This is a genomic window from Pseudomonas grimontii, from assembly GCF_007858185.1.
Taxonomy (GTDB): domain Bacteria; phylum Pseudomonadota; class Gammaproteobacteria; order Pseudomonadales; family Pseudomonadaceae; genus Aquipseudomonas; species Aquipseudomonas grimontii.
Map to the genome: position 1 here is coordinate 215,092 of NZ_VFES01000010.1, position 26,054 is coordinate 241,145.

Consider the following 26,054-nt stretch of genomic DNA (forward strand, 5'->3'; position numbering starts at 1 on the left):
GCAAAAGCGGAGGACAGCAGATGCGGATCAGTCTAGGCCAAGAGGCGGGCACTAGGCCAGACATGTGTCTGGCCATGCCTGGGTGCTTCAGTCGGCGGCCGGCGCAGGCTGGATGGCAAGCTGGTCGGCCAGGCGCACGAACGCGGCCAGGTCCAGTTGTTCGGGGCGCAGGCTGCCGTCGACGCCGGCGGCTTCGATCTCGGCGTTGCTCAGCAGCGCCTTGAGCGTGTTGCGCAGGGTCTTGCGGCGTTGGTTGAACGCTTCACGCACCACACGCTCCAGCAGTTTGTGATCCTTGGCCGGGTGTGGCAACACGGCGTGAGGCACCAGGCGCACGATAGCCGAGTCGACCTTCGGCGGTGGGTTGAACGCACCCGGGCCGACATTGAACAGGTGTTCGACGCGGCAGTGGTACTGAACCATGATTGACAGGCGGCCCCAATCACCACCACCAGGGCCGGCGGCCAGGCGTTCGACCACTTCCTTTTGCAGCATGAAGTGCATGTCGCGGATGATCCCGGCGTTGTTCAGCAGGTGGAAAATCAGCGGTGTGGAGATGTTGTACGGCAGGTTACCCACCACGCGCAGGCTGTTGGGCGCGGCGTTGAGCGTATTGAAGTCGAACTTCAGTGCATCGCCTTGGTGCAGATTGAAGTTGGGCTTGTCGGCGAACTGCTGGTTGAGGATCGGAATCAGGTCCTTGTCCAGTTCAACCACGTCCAGTTGGCCACCACTGGCGAGCAAGCCTTGGGTCAGCGCGCCCTGGCCCGGGCCGATTTCCAGCAGACGGTCTTCTGGCTTGGCATGGATGGAGCGCAGGATACGGTCGATCACGCCAGCGTCGTGCAGGAAGTTTTGCCCGAAGCGCTTACGCGCCCGGTGTTGGTAATGCTCGGTCATATACGGGTCTCGGCCATCTGATAGGCGGTTTCCAGGGCCACGTGCAGGCTGCCGGTATCGATCTTGCCGCTGCCCGCCAGGTCCAGGGCGGTGCCATGGTCGACGGAGGTGCGGATGATCGGCAGGCCCAGTGTCACGTTGACTGCGGCGCCGAAGCCTTTGTATTTAAGCACCGGCAGCCCCTGGTCATGGTACATCGCCAGCACTGCGTCGCAGTGCTCCAGATATTTTGGGGTAAACAGAGTGTCTGCTGGCAGTGGGCCGCGTAGGTCCATGCCTTCTTGGCGCAGGCGCTCCAGGGTTGGTTCAATGATGTCTATTTCTTCATGGCCCAAGTGTCCGCCTTCGCCGGCATGGGGGTTGAGCCCGCAGACCAGGATGCGCGGTTGGGCGATGCCGAATTTTTTTTGCAGGTCGGCATGCAGGATGCGTGTAACGCGTTCCACACGCTCGGCGGTGATGGCGTCGGCAATGTCGCGCAATGGCAGGTGCGTCGTCACCAGGGCGACCCGCAGGCCACGTGTGGCCAGCATCATTACGACTTGAGCGGTATTAGTCAGCTCAGCCAGGAATTCGGTGTGGCCCGAAAACGCGATGCCCGATTCGTTAATCACGCCCTTGTGGACCGGCGCGGTGATCATGCCGGCGAAGTCGCCGTCGATGCAGCCTTGTCCGGCGCGGGTCAGGGTTTCCAGGACGAACGCCGCGTTGGCCTTGTCGAGTTGCCCGGCAACGACCTTGGCTTGCAGCGGGGTGTTCCACACATACAAGCTGCCAGCAGGCGCCGGCACGTCGGGCCAGTTGCCCGGTACCACGTCGAGCAGATTGACGACCACACCCAGCTGCGCGGCCCGCTCAAGGAGCAGGTCGCGGCTGGTAATGGCAATCAGGGGGTGCGGCTGGGGTTGCGAGGCGAGCAGCAGGCACAGGTCTGGACCAATGCCGGCCGGCTCGCCGGGTGTTACCGCGAAACGCTGTGGTTTCACTGTGTTGCCTGGTCGGTGCCTGTTTGCTCGGCGCCTGGCAGCTTGTTTTCCACGTAGGCTTCGTCACGGATCTGACGTAGCCAGGTTTGCAGCTCTTCGTCGTATTTGCGGTTACGCAGTACGTTCAGCGCTTGCTGCTCGCGGGCTTGGCTGGTGTTGTCGGTGGCGCGACGGCCAAGGACTTCCAGCACATGCCAGCCATATTGGGTCTTGAACGGCTTGGACAGTACGCCTTGCGGAGTATCGGCCATCACCTGCTGGAACTCGGGCACCAGGGCTTTCGGGTCGATCCAGTTCAGGTCGCCGCCGTTGAGGGCAGAGCCTGGGTCTTCCGAGAAGCTTTTGGCCAGGGTGGCAAAGTCTTCGCCGCTTTCGATGCGGTCATAGATCTTCTGGGCCAGTTCCTTGGTTTGTGCCTCGGTGCGAATTTCGCTGGGTTTGACCAGGATATGACGAACATGTACTTCGTCTTTCAACGAGGTCTCGCCACCGCGACGCTCCAGCAACTTCAGGATGATGAAGCCACCTGGGGTGCGAGCCGGCTGGGTGATGCCACCCACTTCCATGGCACTCAGCTCACGGTCGAACGGAGGTGGCAGTTGAGCAGCTTTACGCCAGCCCATATCGCCACCTTCAAGGGCGTTGTCGCTGCCGGACTGGGCAATGGCCATCTGAGCAAAGTCGGCGCCGGCTTTCAGGCGATCATAGATAGCCTGGGTTTTCGCCGCTGCCGCATTCAGTTGCTCGGAGTTGGCGCTGTCCGGGGTCGGGATCAGGATATTGGCCAGGTGCAGTTCTTCGGACAGCTGCATCTTGCCCAGGTCCGAAGCCAGGAAGTTCTTCACTTCCTGCTCGGACACCTGAACCCGCTCGGCAACGCGACGTTGACGTACACGGCTGATGATCATTTCGCGGCGGATCTGGTCACGGGCGTCTTCATACGAAAGACCGTCGTGGGCCAGGGCTGCGCGGAATTGATCAATGCTCATGTTGTTGCGTTGAGCGATGGTGCCGACCGCCTGGTTCAGTTCTTCGTCCGAAATACGGATACCGGAACGATCGCCGATCTGCAGTTGCAGGTTTTCGACGATCAGGCGTTCCAGCACCTGTTGGTCCAGCACGCTGGTAGGTGGCACGCCACCGCCACGCTTGGCGATGGTTTGCTGCACTTCCTTGACGCGCTGGTCCAGTTGGCTCTGCATGATCACGTCGTTATCGACGATGGCCACTACTTTATCCAGTTGCTGAACCGCAGCGTGAGCCGATACGGTGCCCAGGAACAGCGCGCCCAGCACTAGCGGGCGCAGACAATCAGAAAGCTTGGTCTTCACGTTCACGATAACCTTCAATGCCTTTGTCGAGGAAGCTCTCTACCTTGGCGCCGGTCAGGCCGCCGAGTCCTTTGAGGACGATCTGCAGGAAGAGCCCGTGGTCACCCTTTTCGTTAAGCGGGGCGATCTGGCTGTATTCGTCGTTGGAAACCCAGTAACGGTTGATGACGCGCAGTTTCCAGCAGCAGTTGTCGTACTCGAAACCACCGAAGGCTTCCAGGGTACGGTTGCGTGCGTAGTCATACTGCCAGCGGGTGATCAGGTTCCACTGGGGAATGATCGGCCACATCATCGAGAAATCGTGTTGTTGGATTTTGTAGTAATCCTTCACATAGTTATCCGCGCCTGGCGTGCCGTAGTCGCCACCGAACTGCCATTTGCCGGTCAGCTGGTTGTAGACGACTTGGTCGTTACGATAGCGATAACCGACGTTGATGATCTTGTTCGGGTTGTCTTCCGGCTGGTAGTGAAGCATCGCGCTACCGGAACGAGGGCTGTGCTCCTCGGTGTCCCAGTTGTAGTCGGCCGTGGCGCGCCAGTCGCGGTTGAAGCGGAACTCGTAGTCCAGGGCGACGGGCGATACATCGGACTGTGCATCGGCACGGTCAGCGGCGAGGATGCCCGGCAGTTGTACTTCACGATCCTTGAAGTACAGCGCCTGGCCCACGGATACGCGTTGACGTTCGAAGCCGTTGTCTTCGATCCAGCGGCTGGTCAAGCCCAGGGACAGCTTGTTTTCGTCGCCGATACGGTCGGAGCCGCTGAAGCGGTTGTCGCGGAACAGGGACGCGTAGCTGAACGAGTATTCGCTGGTGTCGAAGACCGGGATGTCGGCCTGGTCCTTGTTCGGCACGTACAGGTAGAACGCACGCGGCTCAAGGGTCTGGCGATAATCCTTGCCGAACCAGTTGGTATTGCGATCGAAGTACAGGCCGCTGTCGACGCTGGCCACCGGAACCGCACGGTCCTGGGAGCTCTTGAAGGTGCCGCCCGCGTACTGGGTACCGTTCTGCGCCGCAGCAGCTTGTGCGGCGATGATGTCATTTTTGCCAGTGCTGTCCAGGTCAAGGTCGTACTTGGTGTACACGTACTTGAGCTTCGGCGTAATGAAACCGTAGGTCCAGTTCATCGGATAATCGACGGCCGGCGCGACATTCAGGCGAGTACCGTTTGCACGGGTCAGGCCGGTCACGTAGGTGTCCAGGCGACGCTCGGAACCACCGTTTTCATTGATGAAGTTGCCGTTTTCCAGACTGCGCTCAAACCGAACTGCTTCGGTCTCGTAGCTGAAGTTCAGCCCGCCCGGATGGTATGGCAGTTGGCCGTTGAAGGTGATCTGTGGCAGACGGTCATAAGGTGTGACCTGGGAGATAGTCGCCAACTGATAAGCCTGGACATTCAATCGCGCCTGGAACGAGTCGCCACGATAAGTCACAGCACCCTGCTGGTTGACATAGTCCCGACTCTCAACACCTTCCTGGTACGACTTGAGATCCTGGAAGTAGTAAGGGTCACTGATCTTGGTGTAGTCGACCTGGGTCATTACACGCGAATCCAGCCCGCCCTTGTGCTGCCAATTGAGCATGTAGCGGGTTTTTTCGTAATCGGTCTGCAGCTTGCGTTCGTCGTTGTCGTCGTTCAGGTACGCGCCGCCGAACTGGCCTTCGCTGGACTTGGTGAGGTAGCGGAATTCGCCTTCCATCATCATGCCGCGCTTGGTCATGTATTGCGGGTACAACGTGGCATCGTAGTTTGGCGCCAGGTTGAAGTAGTACGGCGTGACCAGGGTGAAGCCGGTCTCGCTGGCGGTGCTGAAGCTTGGCGGCAGGAAGCCGGACTGACGACGGTCGTCGATCGGGAAGTAGATGTAAGGGGTGTACAGGATCGGAATGTTCTTGATCCGCAACGTCGCGTTGGTGGCCGTACCGAAACCGGTGGCCGGGTTCAACGTGATGTTGTTGCCCCTGAGCTGCCAGGCGTTGCTGTCCGGCTCGCAGGTGGTGTACGTACCGTCCTTGAGACGGATGATCGCGTTTTCGGCGCGCTTGGCGTACAGCGCGTTACCGCGGATACGCGACTTGTGCAGTACGTATTCGGCGTTGTCGATCTGCGCCGCGCCGGTGTCCAGTTGAACCTGGGCGTGGTCGCCGACGATCAATGCACCGTTGTCGCGCAGTCGCACGTTACCGTTCAGCTCGCCACGGTTCTCGGCCTGGTACAGGCTGGCTTCTTCCGACTCCAGCTGCATGCTGCCCTGGCGCATGACAACGTCACCGGCCAGGGTTGCGACCTGTTGTTCCTGCTCGTAACGAGAGGCCTTGGCACCGATGAAGGTCGGCGCATCGCTCTTGTTCGTCTTGTCGTTCATGCCAGGACGAGTTGGCTCGATGTACGCACCGCCGCAGTAAGGACCGGTTTCCGCCAGCTGGGCTGCGGTCAACTTTTCGCGAGGCACCCAGTCCAAGTGGCTGTAGTCGGCGCTGCGCGAACGCAGGCCACGGCCCTTGGACTCGGTGACCAGTGCGGTCTTCGGCTCGGCTTCGGCACTGCCGCCAGCGTCGGCCTGCGCCGTGCTGTTGGCCGAGCTGACGGCTGCGCCGTCATGCACCGGGCGCGGTGGCAATGGGGCGGCGGCCGTTTTCGGCGCGCAATCCCAGGCACCCGAAGCAGAGACTGAGCAGTCATACTGTTCCGCGGCGACCACGAATGAGGTGGCGAAGGGTTGCATGGCCAGCAGACTGCCGGTTACCAGCAACGGAAATTTTCTACGAAACGCGGGGGATTTCAATGCCATCTTATTAGTCCGGGCTTCCTGCGTGCCATCTGCCCGCGGTGTGGGCCGCACGCCTCTCGATGGTCTGAAAAAGATGCGTGATAATAAAGCATGACCCGCTTGACGGCTAGCGCCGTCGGAGACCCTTGTAATGCCCGAGCAAGATCTACGTTTACAACAGCTGGAAGTCTGGCTGGATGAGCAGTTGCCGATCCTTTTCAACGCTCAAGGCTGGGGTGCCGTACCCCCGGCCACATTGACCGCGGCCAGCAGCGACGCGAGTTTCAGGCGCTATTTTCGTTGGGACGGCGGCGGTCGGACTTTCGTGGTAATGGACGCTCCACCCCCCCAGGAAAACTGCAAACCTTTCGTCGATATCGCGCATTTGTTGTCGACGTCGGGAATAAATGTTCCGAAAATTTATGCGCAAGACTTGCCGCGAGGCTTTCTTTTACTCAATGACCTGGGCAGAAAAACCTATCTGGACGTGATTAACGACGAAAATGCCGATCAGTTGTTTGCCGATGCCATCGACGCCTTGCTGGCTTATCAGCAGTTGCCGATGGACGCACCACTGCCCAGCTATGACGTCGCCTTGCTGCGCCGCGAACTCGAATTGTTTCCCGAGTGGTACGTGCGCCGGCACCTGGGTATCGAGTTGGATACTCAGCAACAGGCCCTGTGGCAGCGTGTCAGTGATCATTTGATCGACAGCGCCCTGGCACAACCGAAGGTGCTGGTGCACCGCGACTATATGCCACGCAACCTGATGATCAGCGAGCCGAACCCCGGTGTGCTGGATTTCCAGGACGCGGTCTACGGCCCCGTCACCTACGACATTACCTGCCTGTTCAAGGACGCCTTTCTCAGCTGGCCCCAGGCCCGCGTGCGGGAATGGCAGCGAGGCTACTGGGAGCGTGCGCGCCAGGCCGGCATTCCGGTGCAGCCGGATTTCGAGGACTTCCTGCGCGCCAGCGACCTGATGGGTGTGCAGCGCCACCTTAAAGTCATCGGTATCTTTGCGCGCATCTGCCATCGTGACGGTAAGCCACGCTACCTGGCTGATGTGCCACGTTTCTTTGCTTATATAGAGGCGGTGCTCGCGGATCGTCAGGAGTTGAGCGAATTGGGCGAATTACTGACCAGCCTGCGCCAACCCGCTGAGGCCAGCGTATGAAGGCCATGATCCTGGCCGCCGGCAAAGGCGAGCGGATGCGTCCGCTCACGTTGCATACACCCAAGCCGTTGGTGCAGGCCGGCGGCAAGCGGCTGATCGAGTACCACCTGGAGGCGCTGGCCAAGGCCGGTTTCTCCGATGTCGTGATCAACCACGCCTGGCTCGGCCAGCAGATCGAGAGCTACCTGGGGGATGGCGCGCAGTTCGGCTTGCGCATCCGCTACTCCCCCGAGGGCGAACCGTTGGAAACCGGCGGCGGGATTTTCCAGGCGTTACCGTTGCTGGGGGATGAGCCATTCGTGGTGGTCAACGGCGATATCTGGACCGACTACGACTTCACCCAGCTCAAGCAGCCGCTTAAGGGCCTGGCTCATCTGGTGATGGTCGACAACCCGGCGCATCACCCCTCGGGCGGTGATTTTTACCTCGACCAGGGTCTGCTTCATGATGCGGCGCCCGGTGCCGATAACCTGACCTTCAGTGGCATTTCAGTGCTCGACCCCCAGTTGTTCGCGGGTTGCAGTGCCGGTGCCTTCAAGCTGGCGCCGCTGCTGCGTGCGGCGATGGCGAAAGGTTTGGTAACGGGGGAACACATGGCGGGACGCTGGATTGATGTCGGCACGCTGGAGCGCCTGGCGCAAGTCGAAACCCTGCTGACAGCGGGGCAGTAGCATGTTGTGGCCAGGGACGCTGATCGGCGCCGGGGCTGGCTTTGCCATTGCCAGTATTCCGGGGGCCTTGTTGGGTGCGCTGTTGGGGCAGGCGTTGGATCGCCGCATGCAACTGCACAGTTGGGCACAGTTGCGCGAGCGCTTGGGCGGGCGTCCGGCGTTACGCAATGACGAGTTATTGTTTGTGTTGCTTGGGCGCCTGGCTAAAAGCAACGGGCGTGTGTTGGACGGGCATATCCAGCAGGCGCGGCAAGAAATGCGCTCGCTGGACATGACCGAATCGGCCCAGCGCCGCGCGATTGCGGCGTTCAACCGCGGCAAATCCGGTTCCGACCGGGTGCGCCGCTACCTGCGTGTGCTCAAGGCCCAACCCCATGCGGCGGAAGGGGTGTTGCGGGCGTGCTGGCGGATGGTCTGGGCGGACGGCAAGGCGGATGACGCCGAGCGTGATTTGATCGACCAGTGGGGTAGGTGGTTGGGCTGGACACCGCAACAGCTCCAGGCATTGGCGGCCGACTACACACCTGAGCGCAAGCCGCTGGTCAATCGTGGCACGACCTATCAGGAGGCGTTGCGCTTGCTTGGCGTCACCGCTACCACCGAGCCGACGGCCATCAAGCGTGCCTATCGCCGCTTGCTGAGCCGTCACCACCCGGACAAGGTGGCCGGCAGTGGTGCCAGCCCTGCGCAAGTGCGTGAGGCGACCGAGCGCACCCGTGAATTGCACAACGCCTATTCGTTGATCCGCGAGCGCCGGGATTTTCGTTGACGATCTTGAAGTGACAACCCCGCCCCACAATGGATCTGCCGCGATTCTGGATAGGCGATCAGTCTGAACTCGCCTGCGGGCTCAACCAGCCGCGAATCCTGCGATACAACTGTTCCTGCTCGGCGGCGCTGTTGCCGGGCAGGGTCTTCAATGACACCTGCTTATAACCCTCATTCTTCAAACGCTTCGCGGCCTGGGCGCGGGCCAGGGCGTTTTTGCGTGCCTGAGCGTTGTCTTGATAGAAGACATCGGCGGTTGGCAATTTCAGGCCGGGGGCCAGTTGCTGCACGTCCGGATGACGCCCGGTGGGCGTCTGGGCCGCGACCATCACGAGCTTCTGCACCTGGGAGGGTTGTTTTTCACTCAGGTAGCGCGCAGCCCACCAAGCGCCGGTTCCATGGCCCACCAGCACCACGCTGCGTGCGCTCTGGGTCTGGGCAAAGGCCACGGCGGCATCAATGCGCGCAAAGATACGCGAGGCGTCGGTCTTGTCCTGTTCGTCGGCACCCGGGACCACCGCCGGGTCGGTGCCTTCCGCCTCGGCGCTGGCGGCTTGCTCGATCGGCTTGTCGGCGGTGCTCGCATCTTTACTGCTGGTATCGACGGTGGCGTTGGGCGCTTCCATCACGCGGGGCGGCAGAGTGTCCACGCTCACGTCCGGCAGCGACAGGCTGAGGCTGCCCCAATTGGCGTCCGGCAATTTGCGCCGTAAAGGGCCGATTGCTTGAGGCCAGTCAGCACTTTCTCCGCTGCCCGGTACGATAATCACCACGCCTTCGGGTTCGGCAGTGTTGGCCGGTTTCCACAGGGCGAGGAACGAGTCACTCCCGGCCTGCAACTGTTGCTGTTCCTGCTGCGGAAGAATGCGTTCCAGGGCGTTGGCCTCTTCCTGGCTACGCTCGGGCAGGGGCTGGCGTTCGACGGGTTTTTCGGCCGCGGGCTCAGGCGTGTCTGCGGCCTGTACAGAAAAGGCACTGGTAAACAGCAGTGACAGGCACAATGCTGGCAGTGCCGAACGGTTTCGATAGGGCATCGTTGATTTCCGGCCAGAAGTGATTCCAGCAGCCTAATGGGTTGGTCAGTATTTGTCAGTGATGTGAGACGTGGATCATGGGTTTTCGCTGTCTGCTGGTTATCGGCTGTTTGTGCGTTGCCTTGATGGCAAACGCTTCCCCCGCGCCCGCCGCACCGCAGGCGCAGCTTAATGCGCAGCAGCGCGAATGGCTGGCCCAGCACTCGGAACTGCGAGTAGGCGTGGTGTTGCAGGCGCCTTACGCGCAATACGACCGACGTCTGCAGCGCTTGTCCGGGGCGAATGTGGAGTTGATGCAGTGGTTGGCCAAGGCGCTGAACATCGAGCTGACCTGGCGCAACTTCCCTGATCAGGAGCAACTGGAAGCGGCCGTACGCGACGACGAGGTAGACATTGCCCCTGGCTTGCAGCAAACCCCGGCCGGGTTGCGCCTGTGGCTGTTCACCGACCCCTATATGCGTGTGCCGCAACATATTGTCGGCATCCGCGAGGGCGGTGGTGCCGTGGAACTGGAAAAACTCGACGATCAATCCCGCGTCGCCGTGCGCATGCCCAGCGCTGTGGCCGATTACCTGCGCAGTACCTACCCCGGTCTCAACCTGCAAGGCGTGCCCGTGGAGCGCCAGGCCTTGCAATTGTTGGTCAGCCAGCAGGCGCGTTACGCCGTGGTGGATGAAGCGCAATTGAGCCGCTTGTCCGCAGAGCCTGAGTTCAGTGGGCTGGCGGTGGTGGGGGATATCGGCCTGCCGCAATTGTTGCGGGTGGCTACTCGCCGGGATTGGCCTGAACTGGCCGGCATCATGGAAAGTGCCCTGAGCGCTATCCAGGCCCGCGACCTGGATCAACTGCACAGTCGCTGGCTGCAACCCAAATACCCACGGTTGTCCGAATCCAAAGGCCTGTGGCAAAACCTCAGCCTGCTGCTCGGCCTGTTGCTGCTCGCCAGCCTGGCCGTGGTGTTCTGGCAGCGCCGCCAGCAACGCGGGCTGGAGCATGACCTGCTGGCCGCCCGCGAAGAAAGCGCGGCCCGCGCCGCCGGTGCCGAAGCGTTGCGCCTGACGCAGTTTTCCATCGACCAAAGCACCGTCGGCATCCTGTGGGTCAACTGGGACAGCCATGTGCGCTACGCCAATCGTGCGGCCGAAAGCATGCTCGGTTACGCCCCCGGTGCACTGATCGAACGGCCGTTGGTCGCCCTCGACCCGACCCTGGATATGGACCGCTGGCTCAACCTGTGGAAGCGTGCACGGGCCAGCGAAGAGGGGCCGCAGAACTTCGCCACCGATTGTTTGCGCGCCGATGGCAGCATCCTGCCGGCCAATGTGTCCTTGAGCTTTCTGCGCTTTGCCGAGGCTGAGTACCTGGTGGTCTACCTGAACGATGTCACCGAACTGCGCCGCACCCTGGCCGCCTTGATGCAAAGTGAAGCGCAACTGCGCGAGTTGTCCGCCCACCTGGAAACCGTGCGCGAAGAAGAAAAGGCCCGCATCGCCCGGGAAGTGCACGATGAGCTCGGGCAAATGCTCACGGTGCTCAAGCTGGAAACCTCCATGTGCGAGCTGTCCTATGCGCAACTGGATCCTGGCCTGCATGAGCGCTTGAACAGCATGAAGCGCCTGATCGCCCAACTGTTCCAGTTGGTGCGGGACGTGGCGACGGCGCTGCGCCCGCCGATCCTCGACGCCGGTATTGCCTCGGCGATTGAATGGCAGGCACGGCGTTTCGAAGCGCGCACGCAAATCCCCTGCCTGGTGCAGGTACCGGATAACCTGCCGACCTTGAGCGATGCCAAGGCCATCGGCCTGTTCCGTATCCTGCAAGAGGCGCTGACCAATGTGATGCGCCATGCCCAGGCGCATACTGTCGAGCTGACCCTGGCGGTGGAAGGCGCCGACCTGCGGCTGACCATCAGTGACGATGGCGTCGGGTTCGTCCAGGCCCAGGGGCGCCCGGTGTCGTTTGGTCTGGTGGGGATGCGTGAGCGGGTGCTGATCATGGGCGGGCAGCTGAGCCTGGACAGTCAATTGGGCGAGGGCACCACCCTGAGTGTCACGGTGCCGTTGGATGCATAACGATAAGAGGAAGCCCTTGTGATCCGTGTACTGGTAGCCGAAGACCACACCATTGTTCGTGAAGGCATCAAGCAATTGATCGGCCTGGCCAAAGACCTGCTGGTGGTGGGCGAGGCAAGTAATGGCGAACAGTTGTTGGAGACCTTGCGCCATGTGCCTTGCGAGGTGGTGTTGCTGGACATCTCGATGCCAGGCGTCAATGGCCTGGAAGCGATTGCGCGCATTCGTGCGCTGAGCAATCCGCCGGCAATCCTGGTGCTGTCGATGCACGATGAGGCGCAAATGGCCGCCCGCGCCCTGAAGGTGGGTGCGGCGGGTTACGCCACCAAGGACAGCGACCCGGCGCTGCTGTTGATGGCGATTCGCAAGGTCGCGGCCGGTGGGCGTTACATCGACCCGGACCTGGCGGACCGCATGGTCTTCGAGGTCGGCCTGACTGACTCGAGGCCCTTGCATTCGCTGCTGTCCGAGCGTGAGTTCTCAGTGTTCGAGCGCCTGGCCCAGGGCGCCAACGTCAATGACATCGCCCAGCAACTGGCGTTGAGCAGCAAGACCATCAGCACTCACAAGGCGCGGCTGATGCAGAAGCTCAATATCACTTCCCTGGCGGAACTGGTGAAGTACGCGATGGAGCACAAGCTTTTCTAGCAACATATCTATTAACGACACACTACAAAACACAGTCGCGCCCATTCTTGCCGCTTGTAGCTCAACTCTTGCAGCTGCGTTGTCCAACGCCCGCCATCCGTGTAGGGCGATCCCTACCCCAAACCTTCCATCCGGCTGATGCAATTCTCTCCTGGCCCCCGATTTCCGGGGTCTCGCGCCTGGACTACGCTTGTGCCACAGCAGTCCAAAATACAAAGGTGCGGGTATGAGCGAGGTGGATTCAAATGATGTGCTGGTCAGCTTTCGTGGCGTGCAGAAGAGCTACGACGGCGAGAACCTGATCGTCAAAGACCTCAACCTGGAAATTCGCAAGGGCGAGTTCCTCACCTTGCTCGGGCCTTCCGGTTCGGGCAAGACCACCAGCCTGATGATGCTGGCCGGTTTCGAAACGCCGACTGCCGGGGAAATCCAGCTGGCCGGGCGCTCGATCAACAACGTGCCGCCGCACAAGCGCGACATCGGCATGGTGTTCCAGAACTACGCGCTGTTCCCGCACATGACCGTCGCCGAGAACCTTGCGTTCCCGCTGTCGGTGCGGGGCTTGAGCAAGACCGATATCAGCGAGCGGGTCAAGCGCGTGCTGAGCATGGTCCAGCTCGATGCCTTCGCCCAGCGCTATCCGGCGCAACTGTCCGGCGGCCAGCAACAGCGCGTGGCCTTGGCCCGGGCGTTGGTGTTCGAACCGCAACTGGTACTGATGGACGAACCCCTCGGCGCCCTCGACAAGCAATTGCGCGAACACATGCAGATGGAGATCAAGCACCTGCACCAACGCCTCGGCGTGACCGTGGTGTACGTGACCCACGACCAGGGCGAAGCCTTGACCATGTCCGACCGCGTGGCGGTGTTCCACCAGGGGGAGATCCAGCAGATCGCCGCACCGCGCACCTTGTACGAAGAGCCGAAAAACACCTTCGTCGCCAACTTCATCGGTGAAAACAACCGCCTCAATGGCCGCCTGCACAGCCACACCGGCGAGCGCTGCGTGGTCGAGCTGGCGCGCGGCGAGAAGGTCGAGGCGCTGGCGGTGAACGTCGGCCAGATCGGCGGCCCGGTGACCCTGTCGGTACGCCCTGAGCGTGTCAGCCTCAATGGCTCCAGCGAAAGCTGCGTTAACCGATTCTCCGGGCGGGTGGCGGAATTTATCTACCTGGGCGACCACGTGCGTGTGCGCCTGGAAGTCTGCGGCAAGGCCGATTTTTTTGTGAAACAACCGATCGCCGAGCTGGATCCGGCACTGGCGGTCGGCGACGTGGTACCGATTGGCTGGCAAGTCGAGCACGTTCGCGCACTCGACCCACTTCTAGAGGCGAATTGATCGCCCCATGGCTTCACCAACCCTGCACGTGGAGAGAACAACAATGTTGAGATCCCTGAAATATTCCGTCCTGGCCCTGAGCTTGATGGGCGCGACACAGGCCATGGCCGGCCAGGACCTGACCGTCGTGTCCTTTGGCGGCGCGAACAAGGCTGCACAGGTCAAGGCCTTCTACGCGCCGTGGGAAAGCGCGGGCAACGGCAAGATTGTCGCCGGTGAGTACAACGGTGAGATGGCCAAGGTGAAAGCCATGGTCGACACCAAGAGCGTGTCCTGGGACCTGGTGGAAGTGGAATCGCCGGAATTATCCCGTGGCTGTGACGAAGACATGTTCGAGCCGCTGGACCCGAAACTGTTCGGTAACAGCGCCGACTACGTGAAGGGCGCGATCCAACCGTGCGGCGTGGGCTTCTTCGTATGGTCGACCGTTCTGGCCTATAACGCGGACAAACTGGCTTCCGCGCCAACCAGCTGGGCAGATTTCTGGGACACCAAGAAATTCCCGGGCAAGCGCGGCCTGCGCAAGGGCGCCAAGTACACCCTGGAATTCGCCTTGATGGCCGACGGCGTGGCGCCGAAGGACGTCTACAAAGTGCTGGCTGGCAAAGATGGTCAGGACCGTGCGTTCAAGAAGCTCGACGAACTCAAGCCGTCGATCCAATGGTGGGAAGCCGGCGCACAACCGCCGCAATACCTCGCCTCGGGTGACGTAGTGATGAGCTCGGCTTACAACGGCCGCATCGCCGCCGTGCAAAAAGAAAGCAACCTGAAAGTGGTGTGGAACGGCGGCATCTACGACTTCGATGCCTGGGCCATCCCTAAAGGCCTGGCCAAGGACCGTGCCGAAGCGGCGAAGAAATTCATCGCCTTCTCGGTACAGCCTCAGCAGCAGAAGACTTACTCGGAAAACATCGCCTACGGCCCGGCCAATATCCAAGCCGTACCGTTGCTGGCCAAGGACATCCTCAAGGATATGCCGACTACGCCAGAGAACATCGCCAACCAGGTGCAGATCGATGTGAGCTTCTGGGCGGATAACGGCGAGCAGCTGGAGCAGCGCTTCAACTCCTGGGCTGCCAAGTAACACCGCATAACCCTGTGGGAGGGGGCTTGCTCCCGATGGCGGTGTTTCAGTTGATAAATGATTTGACTGACACTCCGCTATCGGGGGCAAGCCCTCTCCCACAGGGGGTCTGTATTTAATTCAATATCCGGAGTTAGCCATGGCCGTTCCCTCAACCCTCAAGCAGCGCCTGGCGCGTGCCGAGCGGCTCAACCGCTGGAAGGCCCAAGCCTTGATTGCGCCGCTGGTGCTGTTTTTGCTGCTGGTGTTCCTGGTGCCGATTGTTGCGCTGCTGTTTAAAAGCGTGGGCAACCCGGAAGTGGTGGGCGGTTTGCCGCGCACCGTGGTGGCGGTGATGGCCTGGGATGGTCGTGGTCTGCCGGGTGAGCCGGTGTATCAGGCTCTGAGTGAGGACCTGGGCGAGGCGCGTAAAAACCAGACCCTGGGCGATCTGTCCAAACGCTTGAACATGGAACTGGCCGGCTATCGCAGCCTGTTGACCAAAACCGCGCGGGCGCTGCCGTTTACCGAAGCGCCTGCCTCTTATAAAGCAGCGCTGGAAAACCTCGACGAACGCTGGGGCGACCCGGCGTACTGGCAGGCGATCCGGCGCAACACCAGCAGCCTGACGCCGTTCTACTTGCTGGCGGCCGTCGATCACCGCATCGACGACCTTGGCGAAGTGGCCCCGGCCACACCGGACCAGGCCATCTACTTGGACATCTTCGCCCGCACCTTCTGGATGGGCCTGGTGATCACCGCCATCTGCCTGTTGCTGGCTTACCCGCTGGCGTACTTGCTGGCCAACCTGCCGGCGCGCAAAAGTAACCTGTTGATGATTCTGGTATTGCTGCCGTTCTGGACCTCGATCCTGGTACGGGTGGCGGCGTGGATCGTGCTGTTGCAGTCCGGCGGGCTGATCAACAGTGCGCTGATGGGCATGGGCCTGATCGACAAACCCCTGGAGCTGGTGTTCAACCGCACCGGGGTTTACATCTCCATGGTGCATATCCTGCTGCCATTCATGATTTTGCCGATCTACAGCGTGATGAAAGGTATCTCGCCCACCTACATGCGTGCGGCGATTTCCCTGGGCTGTCACCCGTTTGCCAGCTTCTGGCGCGTGTACTTCCCCCAGACGTATGCCGGTGTCGGCGCCGGATGCCTGTTGGTGTTCATCCTGGCGATTGGTTACTACATCACCCCGGCATTGCTGGGCAGCCCGAACGACCAGATGGTCAGCTACTTCGTGGCCTTCTACACCAACACCAGCATCAACTGGGGCATGGCGACGGCGTTGGGCGGCTTGCTGCTGCTGGCGACCGTGGTGCTGTACCTGATCTACAACCGGCTGGTGGGCGCCAGTCGCCTGCGCCTGAGCTGAGGAGACCTTGCAATGCTGAGCCCTTATATGTCACCGGTGGAACGGGTGTGGTTCTACAGCTTGCGGATCCTCTGCGGCTTGATCCTGTTGTTCCTGATATTGCCTGTGCTGGTCATCATCCCGCTGTCGTTCAACAGTGGCAGTTTCCTGGTGTATCCGCTGCAAGGTTTCTCGCTGCACTGGTACCAGGACTTCTTCGCCTCGGCGGAATGGATGCGTGCGCTGAAGAACAGCATCATCGTCGCCCCGGCAGCCACGGTGCTGGCCATGGTGTTCGGCACCCTGGCGGCGATCGGACTGACCCGTGGGGATTTCCCCGGCAAGGCGCTGGTGATGGCCCTGGTGATTTCGCCGATGGTGGTGCCGGTGGTGATTATCGGTGTGGCCAGCTACCTGTTCTTTGCGCCGCTGGGCCTGGGCAACAGTTTCTTCTCGTTGATCGTGGTGCATGCCGTGCTTGGGGTGCCATTTGTGATCATCACCGTGTCGGCGACCTTGCAGGGTTTCAACCATAACCTGGTACGGGCGGCGGCCAGCCTGGGCGCCTCGCCATTGACGGCGTTTCGCCGAGTGACCCTGCCGCTGATCGCACCGGGGGTGATCTCCGGTGCGCTGTTTGCCTTCGCCACATCGTTCGATGAGGTGGTGGTGACGCTGTTCCTCGCCGGCCCCGAGCAAGCGACCCTGCCGCGCCAGATGTTCAGCGGCATCCGCGAAAACCTCAGCCCGACGATTGCGGCGGCGGCGACTTTGCTGATTGCCTTCTCGGTGTTGCTGTTGCTCACCCTGGAATGGCTGCGCGGGCGTAGCGAGAAACTGCGCACTGCCCAGGTCTAAAGCCCAACACAGCCCCCTCCCACAGGGGGCTTTGACCATTCAGCGCCTGAATGAAAGACAACCCGATCCAGTCAGCTACTCTTGTGCCAGCCCATCACCGATAAGAGGCCGCGCACATGAGTACTTCCTCATTCAAGATCGCCCACAAACTGCTGACCGGCGCTGGCGCCATTGAGCAACTCGCTGCCGAGCTGACGCGCCTGGATGTGGATAACCCGTTGATTGTCACCGACGCGGCGCTGGTCAAGTCCGGCACCGTGGCGCTGGCGCTCGAACACCTGGGGGAACGCCCCTACGAGATTTTCGACCGCGTGCTGCCCGACCCGGAAATCTCCATCGTCGAAGACTGCATGCAGGCATACCGCGACGGTGGGCACGACGGCCTGATCGGCCTGGGCGGCGGCAGTGCCATCGATATCGCCAAAAGCGTTGCCGCCTACGCCGGTTACCACGGCGCATTGGCCGACTTGTTCGGCGTCGACCAGGTACCGCGCAAGGGCCCGCCGCTGATCGCCATCCCGACTACGGCCGGCACCGGCTCGGAAGTGACCAATGTGGCGATCCTCTCCGACAAGGTCGCGCAGTTGAAGAAAGGCATCGTCAGCGACTACCTGCTGCCGGACGTTGCGCTGATCAGCCCGCAAATGACCCTGACTTGCCCGCGCAGTGTCACAGCCGCCAGTGGCGTGGATGCGCTGGTGCATGCCATTGAGTCCTACCTTTCCCTGAATGCCTCGCCGATCACGGATGCCCTGGCCATCGGTGCGATCAAGCTGATCGCCAAAGCACTGCCCAAGGCCTACGCCAACCCGGCCAACCTGCAGGCCCGCGACGATATGGCTACCGCCAGCCTGATGGCCGGCATGGCCTTCGGCAATGCCGGGGTGGGCGCAGTGCATGCATTGGCCTACCCGCTCGGCGGGCGGTTCAATATCGCCCATGGCGTCAGCAATGCGCTGTTGCTGCCCTACGTGATGCACTGGAACAAACTGGCCTGTGTCGAACGCATGCAGGACATTGCCCAGGCCATGGGCGTGAATGTCATCGGGCTGAGTGCCAACGATGCCGCCGATCAGGCCGTCGAGGCGATGACGCGACTGTGCGCCGCCGTGGAGATTCCTTCCGGCCTGCGCAGTTTCGGGGTTCCCGAGGACGCCATCCCGGCGATGGCCACGGAAGCGGCGGGTATCGAGCGCTTGATGCGTAACAACCCGCGCAAGCTCAGCGCGGCCGATATCGAGAAAATCTATCGGGCGGCGTACTAGCCGTTGAGTTAGGTCACGGTGCGCAGGGCAAAGCATGAGGTATACAATGCGCGCCATCGTGATTTAGCTCAAAAAAGGTGCGTCATGCAGCCCTTCGTTATTGCTCCATCGATTCTCTCCGCCGATTTCGCCCGCCTGGGTGAGGAAGTGGACAAGGTGTTGGCCGCCGGTGCCGACTTCGTGCACTTCGATGTCATGGACAACCACTACGCGCCCAACCTGACCATCGGCCCGATGGTCTGCGCGGCGCTGCGCAAGTACGGCGTCACCGCGCCCATCGACGCGCACCTGATGGTCAGCCCGGTGGACCGCATCATCGGTGACTTCGTTGACGCCGGCGCGACCTACATCACCTTCCACCCGGAAGCCTCGCTGCACGTCGACCGCACCTTGCAACTGATCCGCGAGGGCGGTTGCAAGGCCGGCCTGGTGTTCAACCCGGCCACCCCGTTGGACGTGCTCAAGTACGTGATGGACAAGGTCGACATGGTGCTGCTGATGAGCGTCAACCCAGGCTTCGGCGGGCAGAAGTTCATCCCCGGTACCCTTGACAAGCTGCGCGAAGCCCGTGCGCTGATCGATGCGTCGGGCCGCGACATCCGCCTGGAAATCGACGGGGGGGTCAACGTCAACAATATCCGTGAAATCGCTGCCGCCGGCGCCGACACCTTCGTGGCCGGCTCGGCGATCTTCAACGCCCCGGACTATCAGGAAGTCATCGCCAAGATGCGCGCCGAACTGGCGCTGGCGCGTCCATGAGCGGCTTTGAGCAGCTGTTCCCCGGCAAACTGCCACGGCTGGTGATGTTCGATCTGGACGGTACCTTGATCGACTCGGTGCCAGACCTGGCGGCGGCGGTGGACCAGATGCTGCTCAAGCTGGGGCGCAAGCCGGCGGGGCTTGCGTCAGTACGCGAATGGGTCGGCAATGGTGCGCCGATGCTGGTGCGCCGGGCCCTGGCCAATCATATCGATGCCGAAGGTGTCGATGAGGTTGAGGCCGAGCACGCCCTGGAGCTGTTCAACGCAGCCTATGAGCGCAGCCACGAACTGACCGTGGTCTACCCCGGCGTACGCGACACCCTCAAATGGCTGAGCAAGCAGGGCGTGGAAATGGCCCTGATCACCAACAAGCCGGAGCGCTTCGTCGCGCCGCTGTTGGACCAGATGAAAATCGGCCGTTATTTTCGCTGGATCATCGGTGGCGATACCCTGCCACAGAAGAAGCCCGACCCGGCGGCGCTGTTTTTCGTGATGAAAATGGCCAATATTCCGGCGTCCCAGTCGCTGTTTGTCGGCGATTCGCGCAGTGACGTGCTGGCGGCGAAAGCGGCTGGCGTGCAGTGCGTGGCCCTGAGTTACGGCTACAACCATGGCCGTCCGATCGCCGAAGAGTCGCCATCGCTGGTGATTGATGACCTGCGACTGCTAATCCCCGGTTGCTTGGGAGCTGGCGCTGAGATAACGTTGCCCGACATCGATCCGTCCCCTTCTGGAAATTCCATCGTGGTGGTCACTCGCAAACTCTGGATGAAAGTCATCAAGGCCCTGGCCCGCTGGCGTTGGCGCGCCTGACTGATCCTGGCCGCACCATGCGGCACGTTTGCATACCTGACTGTTAGACCCTCACGCCACGAGGCACCTCATGATCCGCGAAGAATTCCTGCGTTTGGCCGCTGCCGGCTATAACCGTATCCCCCTGGCCTGCGAAACCCTGGCCGACTTCGACACGCCGTTGTCGATCTACCTGAAACTGGCCGACGAGCCCAACTCCTATCTGTTGGAGTCGGTGCAGGGCGGTGAGAAGTGGGGCCGTTACTCGATCATCGGCCTGCCATGCCGCACGGTCATGCGTGTGCATGACCATCATGTGAGCATCACCCATGATGGCGTCGAGGTCGAAAGCCATGACGTCGAAGACCCGCTGGCCTTCGTCGAAGCCTTCAAGGCGCGCTATAACGTGCCGACCATCCCTGGCCTGCCGCGCTTCAACGGCGGCCTGGTGGGGTACTTCGGCTACGACTGCGTGCGCTATGTGGAAAAACGCCTGGGCAAATGCCCGAACCCGGACCCGCTGGGCGTGCCGGACATTCTGCTGATGGTCTCCGATGCGGTGGTGGTGTTCGACAACCTCGCCGGCAAGATGCACGCGATCGTGCTCGCCGACCCGTCCCAGGCCGACGCCTTCGAGCAAGGCCAAGCCAGCCTCGAAGCGCTGTTGGAAAAACTGCGCCAGCCGATCACCCCGCGTCGCGGCCTGGACCTCAGCCGTCCACCGGCGGCCGACCCGGTGTTCCGCTCCAGCTTTACCCAGGATGACTACGAGCGCGCGGTCGATACCATCAAGGAATACATCCTCGCCGGTGACTGCATGCAGGTGGTGCCGTCGCAACGCATGTCCATCGACTTCAAGGCTGCGCCCATTGACCTGTACCGGGCGCTGCGTTGCTTCAACCCGACGCCGTATATGTACTTCTTCAACTTTGGTGACTTCCACGTAGTGGGCAGCTCGCCGGAAGTGCTGGTGCGTGTCGAGGACAACCTGATCACCGTGCGCCCGATTGCCGGTACACGCCCGCGTGGCGCGACCGAAGAAGCGGATTTGGCGCTCGAAGAAGACCTGCTCAGCGACGACAAGGAAATTGCCGAACACCTGATGCTGATCGACCTGGGCCGCAATGACACTGGGCGTGTCTCGGAAATCGGTTCGGTGAAGTTGACCGAGAAGATGGTCATTGAGCGCTATTCCAACGTGATGCACATCGTGTCCAACGTCACCGGCGAGCTGAAGTCCGGGCTGACCGCGATGGACGCATTGCGGGCGATTCTGCCGGCGGGCACCTTGTCGGGCGCGCCGAAGATCCGTGCGATGGAAATCATCGACGAACTGGAACCGGTCAAGCGGGGTGTCTATGGTGGCGCCGTGGGGTATTTCGCCTGGAACGGCAACATGGACACCGCCATTGCGATTCGTACGGCGGTGATCAAGGACGGGGAGCTGCACGTGCAGGCCGGTGGCGGGATTGTCGCCGACTCGGTGCCGGCCCTCGAATGGGAAGAAACCCTGAACAAGCGGCGCGCGATGTTCCGCGCCGTGGCGCTGGCTGAACAGACCCCCAATTCTTGAGGTTTCCCCCATGTTGCTGATGATTGATAACTACGACTCCTTTACCTACAACGTTGTGCAGTACCTGGGGGAGCTGGGTGCCGAGGTCAAGGTGGTTCGCAATGACGAACTGACCGTGGCCGAAATCGCCGCCCTGAACCCGGAGCGTATCGTGGTTTCGCCGGGCCCCTGCACGCCGACCGAGGCGGGTATCTCCCTCGAAGCCATCAAGTACTTCGCCGGCAAGCTGCCGATCCTGGGCGTATGCCTGGGCCACCAGTCCATCGGCCAGGCCTTTGGTGGTGATGTAGTGCGTGCGCGCCAGGTGATGCACGGCAAGACCAGCCCGGTGTTCCATAAAGACCTGGGCGTATTCCAGGCACTCAACAACCCGGTGACCGTGACCCGCTACCACTCGCTGGTGGTCAAGCGCGAAACCTTGCCGGAATGCCTGGAACTGACCGCCTGGACCCAACTGGAAGACGGCTCCGTCGACGAGATCATGGGCCTGCGTCACAAGACACTGAACATCGAAGGGGTGCAATTTCACCCTGAATCGATCCTGACCGAGCAGGGCTACGAGCTGTTCGCCAACTTTCTCAAGCAGAGCGGCGGCACGCGCTAAGGACTTTCCATGGATATCAAGACTGCCCTGAGCCGTATCGTCGGCCATCTGGACCTGAGCACCGCTGAAATGAGCGATGTGATGCGCGAAATCATGACCGGTCAATGCACCGACGCGCAGATCGGCGCGTTCATGATGGCGATGCGCATGAAGAGCGAAAGCATCGACGAGATCGTCGGCGCCGTCTCGGTGATGCGTGAGCTGGCGGACAAGGTCGAGCTCAAGACCCTCGACGGCGTGGTCGACGTGGTCGGCACCGGCGGTGACGGTGCGAACATCTTCAACGTCTCGACGGCCTCTTCCTTTGTGGTCGCGGCGGCGGGTTGCACCGTGGCCAAGCACGGTAACCGCGCGGTGTCCGGCAAGAGCGGCAGTGCCGACCTGTTGGAAGCGGCCGGCATCTACCTGAACCTGACACCGGTACAAGTGGCGCGCTGCATCGACAACGTCGGCATCGGCTTTATGTTTGCCCAGTCCCATCATGGTGCGATGAAGCACGCCGCCGGCCCGCGCAAAGACCTTGGCCTGCGTACCCTGTTCAACATGCTCGGCCCGCTTACGAATCCGGCCGGTGTGAAGCACCAGGTGGTGGGCGTGTTCAGCCAGGCGCTGTGCCGGCCCTTGGCTGAAGTGCTGCAACGCATGGGCAGCAAGCATGTGCTGGTGGTGCATTCCAAAGACGGCCTGGACGAGTTCAGCCTGGCCGCGCCAACGTTTGTGGCGGAGCTGAAGAATGACCAGATCACCGAATACTGGGTCGAGCCGGAAGACCTGGGCATGAAGAGCCAGAGCCTGCACGGCTTGGCGGTGGAAAGCCCGGCGGCGTCCCTGGAGCTGATTCGCGATGCCCTGGGGCGTCGTAAGACCGAGAACGGTCAAAAGGCTGCGGAAATGATTGTTCTGAATGCTGGCGCGGCACTTTACGCAGCCGATCATGCCTATAGTCTTAAGGAAGGTGTCGAATTGGCCCACGATGCGCTGCACACCGGTCTGGCTCGCGAAAAGCTCGAAGAGCTGGGAGCATTCACCGCCGTATTCAAGATGGAGAATGAAGGATGAGTGTGCCGACCGTTCTGGAAAAAATCCTCGCCCGCAAGGCTGAAGAAGTCGCCGAGCGCCGTGCCCGTGTGAGCCTGGCCGAGTTGGAAGCCCAAGCGAAAGCCGCTGACGCACCGCGTGGATTTGCCAAGGCGTTGATCGCCCAGGCCAAGCTCAAGCAGCCGGCCGTGATCGCCGAGATCAAGAAAGCGTCGCCGAGCAAAGGCGTGATTCGCGAAAACTTTGTACCGGCCGAAATCGCCGTCAGCTACGAGAAGGGCGGGGCGACTTGCCTGTCGGTACTCACTGACATCGATTTTTTCCAGGGTTCCGACCTGTTCCTGCAGCAGGCCCGTGCCGCGTGCAAGTTGCCGGTGATCCGCAAGGATTTCATGGTTGATCCGTACCAGATCATTGAAGCCCGCGCCTTGGGCGCCGACTGTGTGTTGCTGATTGTCTCCGCATTGGATGATGTGAAGATGGCCGAGCTGGCGGCCGTGGCCAAAAGCGTCGGGCTGGATGTGCTGGTGGAAGTGCACGACGGCGATGAGCTGGAGCGCGCACTGAAAACCCTCGACACACCGCTGGTGGGGGTCAACAACCGTAACCTGCACACCTTTGAAGTCAGCCTGGAAAACACCCTCGATCTGCTGCCGCGTATTCCGCGCGACCGCCTGGTGATTACCGAAAGTGGCATCGTCAACCGTGCTGATGTGGAACTGATGGAAATCAGTGACGTTTATTCGTTCCTGGTGGGTGAGACCTTCATGCGCGCCGAGAACCCTGGGGCGGAACTGCAGCGTCTGTTCTTCCCGGAGCGTGCCGTGGCGGTCAGCGGTTCTACTCTCGATTGATTTGAAATGCGATCAAAATGTGGGAGGGGGCTTGCCCCCGATGGCTGCGGTTCAGTTGGAGCATTCTTGACTGACACACCGCTATCGGGGCAAGCCCCTTCCCACGTTTGGGTTTGTGTTTATTCAGATAGGTAGGTGCCCTTTGATCCAGCCAGTGTCGATGCGTGTTGAAGCAGGCCTTGCCGCCGAGCAAGCCTTGTTGGCGGCCGTTTGCGCGGGTGAGCAGGGGTTCGGTTTGTTGTTCTGGCAGCCCAGTGATCAGGCATTGGTGATGCCGCGCCGCTTGAGCCGATTGCCTGCTTTTGATCTCGCCAGCCGCGTCTCTGCGGATGTCGGTTGGCCGGTGCTTTTGCGCGAAACTGGCGGCGAACCGGTGCCGCAGTCCAGCGCTACGGTCAATATCGCCTTGGTCTACGCACCGCCGCGCAGTGAAGGCGATCACAATCGTATCGAAACTGGCTACTTGCGTTTGTGCCAACCAATCTGCGACTTGCTGATCGAGTTGGGCGGCGATGCCTCCGTCGGGGAAATCGAAGGTGCATTCTGCGACGGTCGTTACAACGTCAACCTCAACGGGCGCAAAATGGTCGGCACTGCCCAGCGCTGGCGGCAAAGCGGGGGCCGCCCGGTGGGGTTGGTGCACGGTGCGTTGTTGCTGGATAACGATCGCGAAGAACTGATCGCGGCGGTCAATCGCTTCAACGAAGCCTGCGGCCTGGAGCAGCGGGTTCGCGCCGACAGCCATATCGCCCTGCACGAAGCCTTCGCCGCGCCGGATGCAATCAGCCGGCTGGACACCTTGTACCGTCAGATGCTGGCCAGTTTCCTGCCGGGTTAACGGGTACCGAACACGACCATTGTCTTGCCTTTGACGTGCACCAGGTTGCGCTCTTCCAGATCCTTGAGCACGCGGCCGACCATCTCCCGTGAACAGCCGACAATGCGCCCGATTTCCTGACGGGTGATCTTGATCTGCATGCCGTCGGGGTGAGTCATTGCATCGGGCTGTTTGCACAGCTCCAGCAGGCAGCGGGCGACTCGACCAGTGACGTCGAAGAACGCCAGGTCGCCGACTTTGCGTGTGGTATCCCGCAGGCGCTGGGCGATTTGCCCGCTGAGGGCGTAGAGGATGTCGGGGTCCTGCTGGGCGAGTTCACGAAATTTTGCGTAACTGATCTCGGCCACTTCGCACTCAACCTTCGTCCGCACCCAGGCGCTGCGCTCCTGCTCCTTGCCTGCTTGTTCAAACAGTCCCAGCTCGCCGAAAAAATCCCCTGTGTTCAGGTAGGCGATGATCATTTCGCGGCCGTCTTCATCCTCGATCAGGATGGTGACCGAGCCTTTGATAATGAAAAACAGTGTTTCGGAGCGCTCACCGGCGCAGATGATGTTGTGCTTGGCCGGGTGGCGCCGGCGCTGGCAGTGCATCAGCAACTTGTCGAGATTCTTGATCTTGGGTATGGGCGTAAGAGCAACCATGGTTGTATCCCGAAAGGCAGCGCGAGGTGGTTGGAGTTGTTGTACTCAGCGGTATCGGCATTGATACACGTTGTATAAAGGGTGGCAATACGCCACTCATTTGGCGCCAGCTTAACAGACACATTCTGACTCGATTAGCGAATTTACTGAGTCAGCCCGGTTATTGATCGCTTTGATGGGAAACGCGGTGGCGCCCAGGCCCTGTGCTAAGCTGGCGACCCTTTTTTAGCAGTGGAGTCTGGGCGATGAAGGCACGCATCCAATGGGCGGGCGAAGCCATGTTCCTCGGTGAGTCGGGCAGTGGCCATGTTGTGGTCATGGATGGCCCGCCGGAAGCCGGTGGCCGTAACCTGGGCGTACGCCCGATGGAAATGCTCCTGCTTGGTGTGGGCGGTTGCAGCAATTTCGACGTGGTCAGCATCCTGAAGAAATCCCGCCAGGCCGTGGAAAGCTGCGAAGCCTTCCTGGAAGCCGAGCGCGCCACTGAAGATCCCAAGGTGTTCACCAAGATCCACATGCACTTTGTGGTGAAGGGCCGGGCGTTGAAAGAAGCCCAGGTTAAGCGCGCCATCGAGCTGTCGGCCGAGAAGTACTGCTCGGCGTCGATCATGCTCGGCGCGGCGGGTGTGGCCATCACCCATGATTACGAGATCATCGAGTTGGGTTGACCGCCAATCGGCAAAAGAAAAGGGCGCTTGGATAGCG

General features: G+C 61.2%; 24 protein-coding genes. 18 read left to right on the top strand and 6 right to left on the bottom strand.

Annotated features, from left to right (window positions below; translation table 11 throughout):
• Positions 1-87 precede the first annotated feature (87 nt).
• From rsmA to FIV39_RS17435, 4 genes are read right to left on the bottom strand one after another with little or no spacing between them, the layout of a single operon-like run.
• Positions 88-900: a 16S rRNA (adenine(1518)-N(6)/adenine(1519)-N(6))-dimethyltransferase RsmA gene (gene rsmA / locus FIV39_RS17420; protein ID WP_090401809.1), complete on the bottom strand. Its 813-nt coding sequence runs from the start codon at positions 898-900 to the stop codon at positions 88-90.
• Complete coding sequence (gene pdxA / locus FIV39_RS17425; protein WP_090401810.1) at positions 897-1,886, bottom strand: 4-hydroxythreonine-4-phosphate dehydrogenase PdxA; 990 nt, start codon at positions 1,884-1,886, stop codon at positions 897-899. Before pdxA ends, rsmA begins: the two co-directional genes overlap by 4 nt.
• Entirely contained in the window at positions 1,883-3,223 is a 1,341-nt protein-coding gene (locus tag FIV39_RS17430) for a peptidylprolyl isomerase (protein WP_090401811.1), read from the bottom strand. The genes pdxA and FIV39_RS17430 overlap by 4 nt, the downstream gene beginning before the upstream one ends.
• Positions 3,198-6,011, bottom strand: coding sequence for an LPS-assembly protein LptD (locus tag FIV39_RS17435; protein WP_090401812.1), 2,814 nt, complete (start codon positions 6,009-6,011; stop codon positions 3,198-3,200). The genes FIV39_RS17430 and FIV39_RS17435 overlap by 26 nt, the downstream gene beginning before the upstream one ends.
• A 130-nt stretch (positions 6,012-6,141) precedes the next feature.
• Here FIV39_RS17435 and FIV39_RS17440 point away from each other — a divergent pair, with 130 nt between their 5' ends.
• The 3 genes from FIV39_RS17440 to FIV39_RS17450 are packed head-to-tail and all read left to right on the top strand — an operon-like array spanning position 6,142 to position 8,607.
• Positions 6,142-7,167, top strand: coding sequence for an aminoglycoside phosphotransferase family protein (locus FIV39_RS17440; protein WP_090401813.1), 1,026 nt, complete (start codon positions 6,142-6,144; stop codon positions 7,165-7,167).
• On the top strand, positions 7,164-7,838 hold the full coding sequence (gene murU / locus FIV39_RS17445; RefSeq protein ID WP_090401814.1) for an N-acetylmuramate alpha-1-phosphate uridylyltransferase MurU: 675 nt from the start codon (positions 7,164-7,166) through the stop codon (positions 7,836-7,838). Before FIV39_RS17440 ends, murU begins: the two co-directional genes overlap by 4 nt.
• A 1-nt stretch (position 7,839) precedes the next feature.
• The gene (locus FIV39_RS17450) at positions 7,840-8,607 is read left to right on the top strand and encodes a TerB family tellurite resistance protein (protein ID WP_090401815.1); all 768 of its coding nucleotides are present in this window, start codon (positions 7,840-7,842) and stop codon (positions 8,605-8,607) included.
• Positions 8,608-8,665: 58 nt separating this feature from the next.
• Here the strand turns inward: FIV39_RS17450 and FIV39_RS17455 are convergent, their stop codons facing one another.
• Complete coding sequence (locus FIV39_RS17455) at positions 8,666-9,640, bottom strand: alpha/beta hydrolase family protein (protein WP_090401816.1); 975 nt, start codon at positions 9,638-9,640, stop codon at positions 8,666-8,668.
• Positions 9,641-9,717: 77 nt separating this feature from the next.
• Between FIV39_RS17455 and FIV39_RS17460 the strand changes: the two genes are divergently transcribed.
• From FIV39_RS17460 to FIV39_RS17525, 14 genes are all read left to right on the top strand, one after another.
• The gene (locus FIV39_RS17460; protein ID WP_090401817.1) at positions 9,718-11,712 is read left to right on the top strand and encodes a PAS domain-containing sensor histidine kinase; all 1,995 of its coding nucleotides are present in this window, start codon (positions 9,718-9,720) and stop codon (positions 11,710-11,712) included.
• A gap of 18 nt (positions 11,713-11,730) precedes the next feature.
• The gene (locus tag FIV39_RS17465) at positions 11,731-12,360 is read left to right on the top strand and encodes a response regulator (protein ID WP_090401818.1); all 630 of its coding nucleotides are present in this window, start codon (positions 11,731-11,733) and stop codon (positions 12,358-12,360) included.
• 226 nt (positions 12,361-12,586) lie between these two features.
• Positions 12,587-13,699 (top strand): ABC transporter ATP-binding protein, encoded by a 1,113-nt coding sequence (locus FIV39_RS17470; RefSeq protein WP_065871779.1) that lies wholly within the window; start codon positions 12,587-12,589, stop codon positions 13,697-13,699.
• A 43-nt stretch (positions 13,700-13,742) separates the two neighbouring features.
• A complete protein-coding gene (locus FIV39_RS17475; RefSeq protein WP_090401819.1) occupies positions 13,743-14,783 on the top strand; it encodes an ABC transporter substrate-binding protein in 1,041 nt (346 codons plus the stop codon).
• A 139-nt stretch (positions 14,784-14,922) separates the two neighbouring features.
• Positions 14,923-16,146, top strand: a complete 1,224-nt coding sequence (locus FIV39_RS17480) for an ABC transporter permease (RefSeq protein ID WP_090401820.1) — start codon at positions 14,923-14,925, stop codon at positions 16,144-16,146.
• Positions 16,147-16,158: 12 nt separating this feature from the next.
• Positions 16,159-16,983: an ABC transporter permease gene (locus tag FIV39_RS17485; RefSeq protein WP_034115270.1), complete on the top strand. Its 825-nt coding sequence runs from the start codon at positions 16,159-16,161 to the stop codon at positions 16,981-16,983.
• A 116-nt stretch (positions 16,984-17,099) separates the two neighbouring features.
• Positions 17,100-18,248 (top strand): iron-containing alcohol dehydrogenase, encoded by a 1,149-nt coding sequence (locus tag FIV39_RS17490; protein ID WP_090401821.1) that lies wholly within the window; start codon positions 17,100-17,102, stop codon positions 18,246-18,248.
• A gap of 84 nt (positions 18,249-18,332) precedes the next feature.
• On the top strand, positions 18,333-19,007 hold the full coding sequence (gene rpe, locus FIV39_RS17495; RefSeq protein WP_146371563.1) for a ribulose-phosphate 3-epimerase: 675 nt from the start codon (positions 18,333-18,335) through the stop codon (positions 19,005-19,007).
• On the top strand, positions 19,004-19,822 hold the full coding sequence (locus tag FIV39_RS17500; protein ID WP_090401823.1) for a phosphoglycolate phosphatase: 819 nt from the start codon (positions 19,004-19,006) through the stop codon (positions 19,820-19,822). The genes rpe and FIV39_RS17500 overlap by 4 nt, the downstream gene beginning before the upstream one ends.
• A gap of 70 nt (positions 19,823-19,892) precedes the next feature.
• A complete protein-coding gene (gene trpE / locus FIV39_RS17505) occupies positions 19,893-21,374 on the top strand; it encodes an anthranilate synthase component I (RefSeq protein ID WP_090401824.1) in 1,482 nt (493 codons plus the stop codon).
• Between the two features lie 10 nt (positions 21,375-21,384).
• Positions 21,385-21,978, top strand: coding sequence for an aminodeoxychorismate/anthranilate synthase component II (locus FIV39_RS17510; RefSeq protein WP_024077700.1), 594 nt, complete (start codon positions 21,385-21,387; stop codon positions 21,976-21,978).
• A 9-nt stretch (positions 21,979-21,987) separates the two neighbouring features.
• Complete coding sequence (gene trpD / locus FIV39_RS17515) at positions 21,988-23,037, top strand: anthranilate phosphoribosyltransferase (RefSeq protein ID WP_065938244.1); 1,050 nt, start codon at positions 21,988-21,990, stop codon at positions 23,035-23,037.
• Entirely contained in the window at positions 23,034-23,870 is an 837-nt protein-coding gene (trpC, locus tag FIV39_RS17520; RefSeq protein ID WP_090401825.1) for an indole-3-glycerol phosphate synthase TrpC, read from the top strand. Before trpD ends, trpC begins: the two co-directional genes overlap by 4 nt.
• A gap of 142 nt (positions 23,871-24,012) precedes the next feature.
• Entirely contained in the window at positions 24,013-24,708 is a 696-nt protein-coding gene (locus FIV39_RS17525) for a lipoate--protein ligase family protein (protein ID WP_090401826.1), read from the top strand.
• Here the strand turns inward: FIV39_RS17525 and crp are convergent.
• On the bottom strand, positions 24,705-25,349 hold the full coding sequence (gene crp / locus FIV39_RS17530; RefSeq protein WP_027605892.1) for a cAMP-activated global transcriptional regulator CRP: 645 nt from the start codon (positions 25,347-25,349) through the stop codon (positions 24,705-24,707). The two genes, FIV39_RS17525 and crp, sit on opposite strands and share 4 nt — an antisense overlap.
• A gap of 245 nt (positions 25,350-25,594) precedes the next feature.
• On the opposite strand from crp, the gene FIV39_RS17535 reads away from it, so the two are divergent.
• Positions 25,595-26,017 carry an OsmC family protein gene (locus FIV39_RS17535; protein WP_005792019.1) on the top strand — a complete coding sequence of 141 codons (423 nt, stop codon included), beginning with the start codon at positions 25,595-25,597 and terminating at the stop codon, positions 26,015-26,017.
• Positions 26,018-26,054 lie beyond the last annotated feature (37 nt).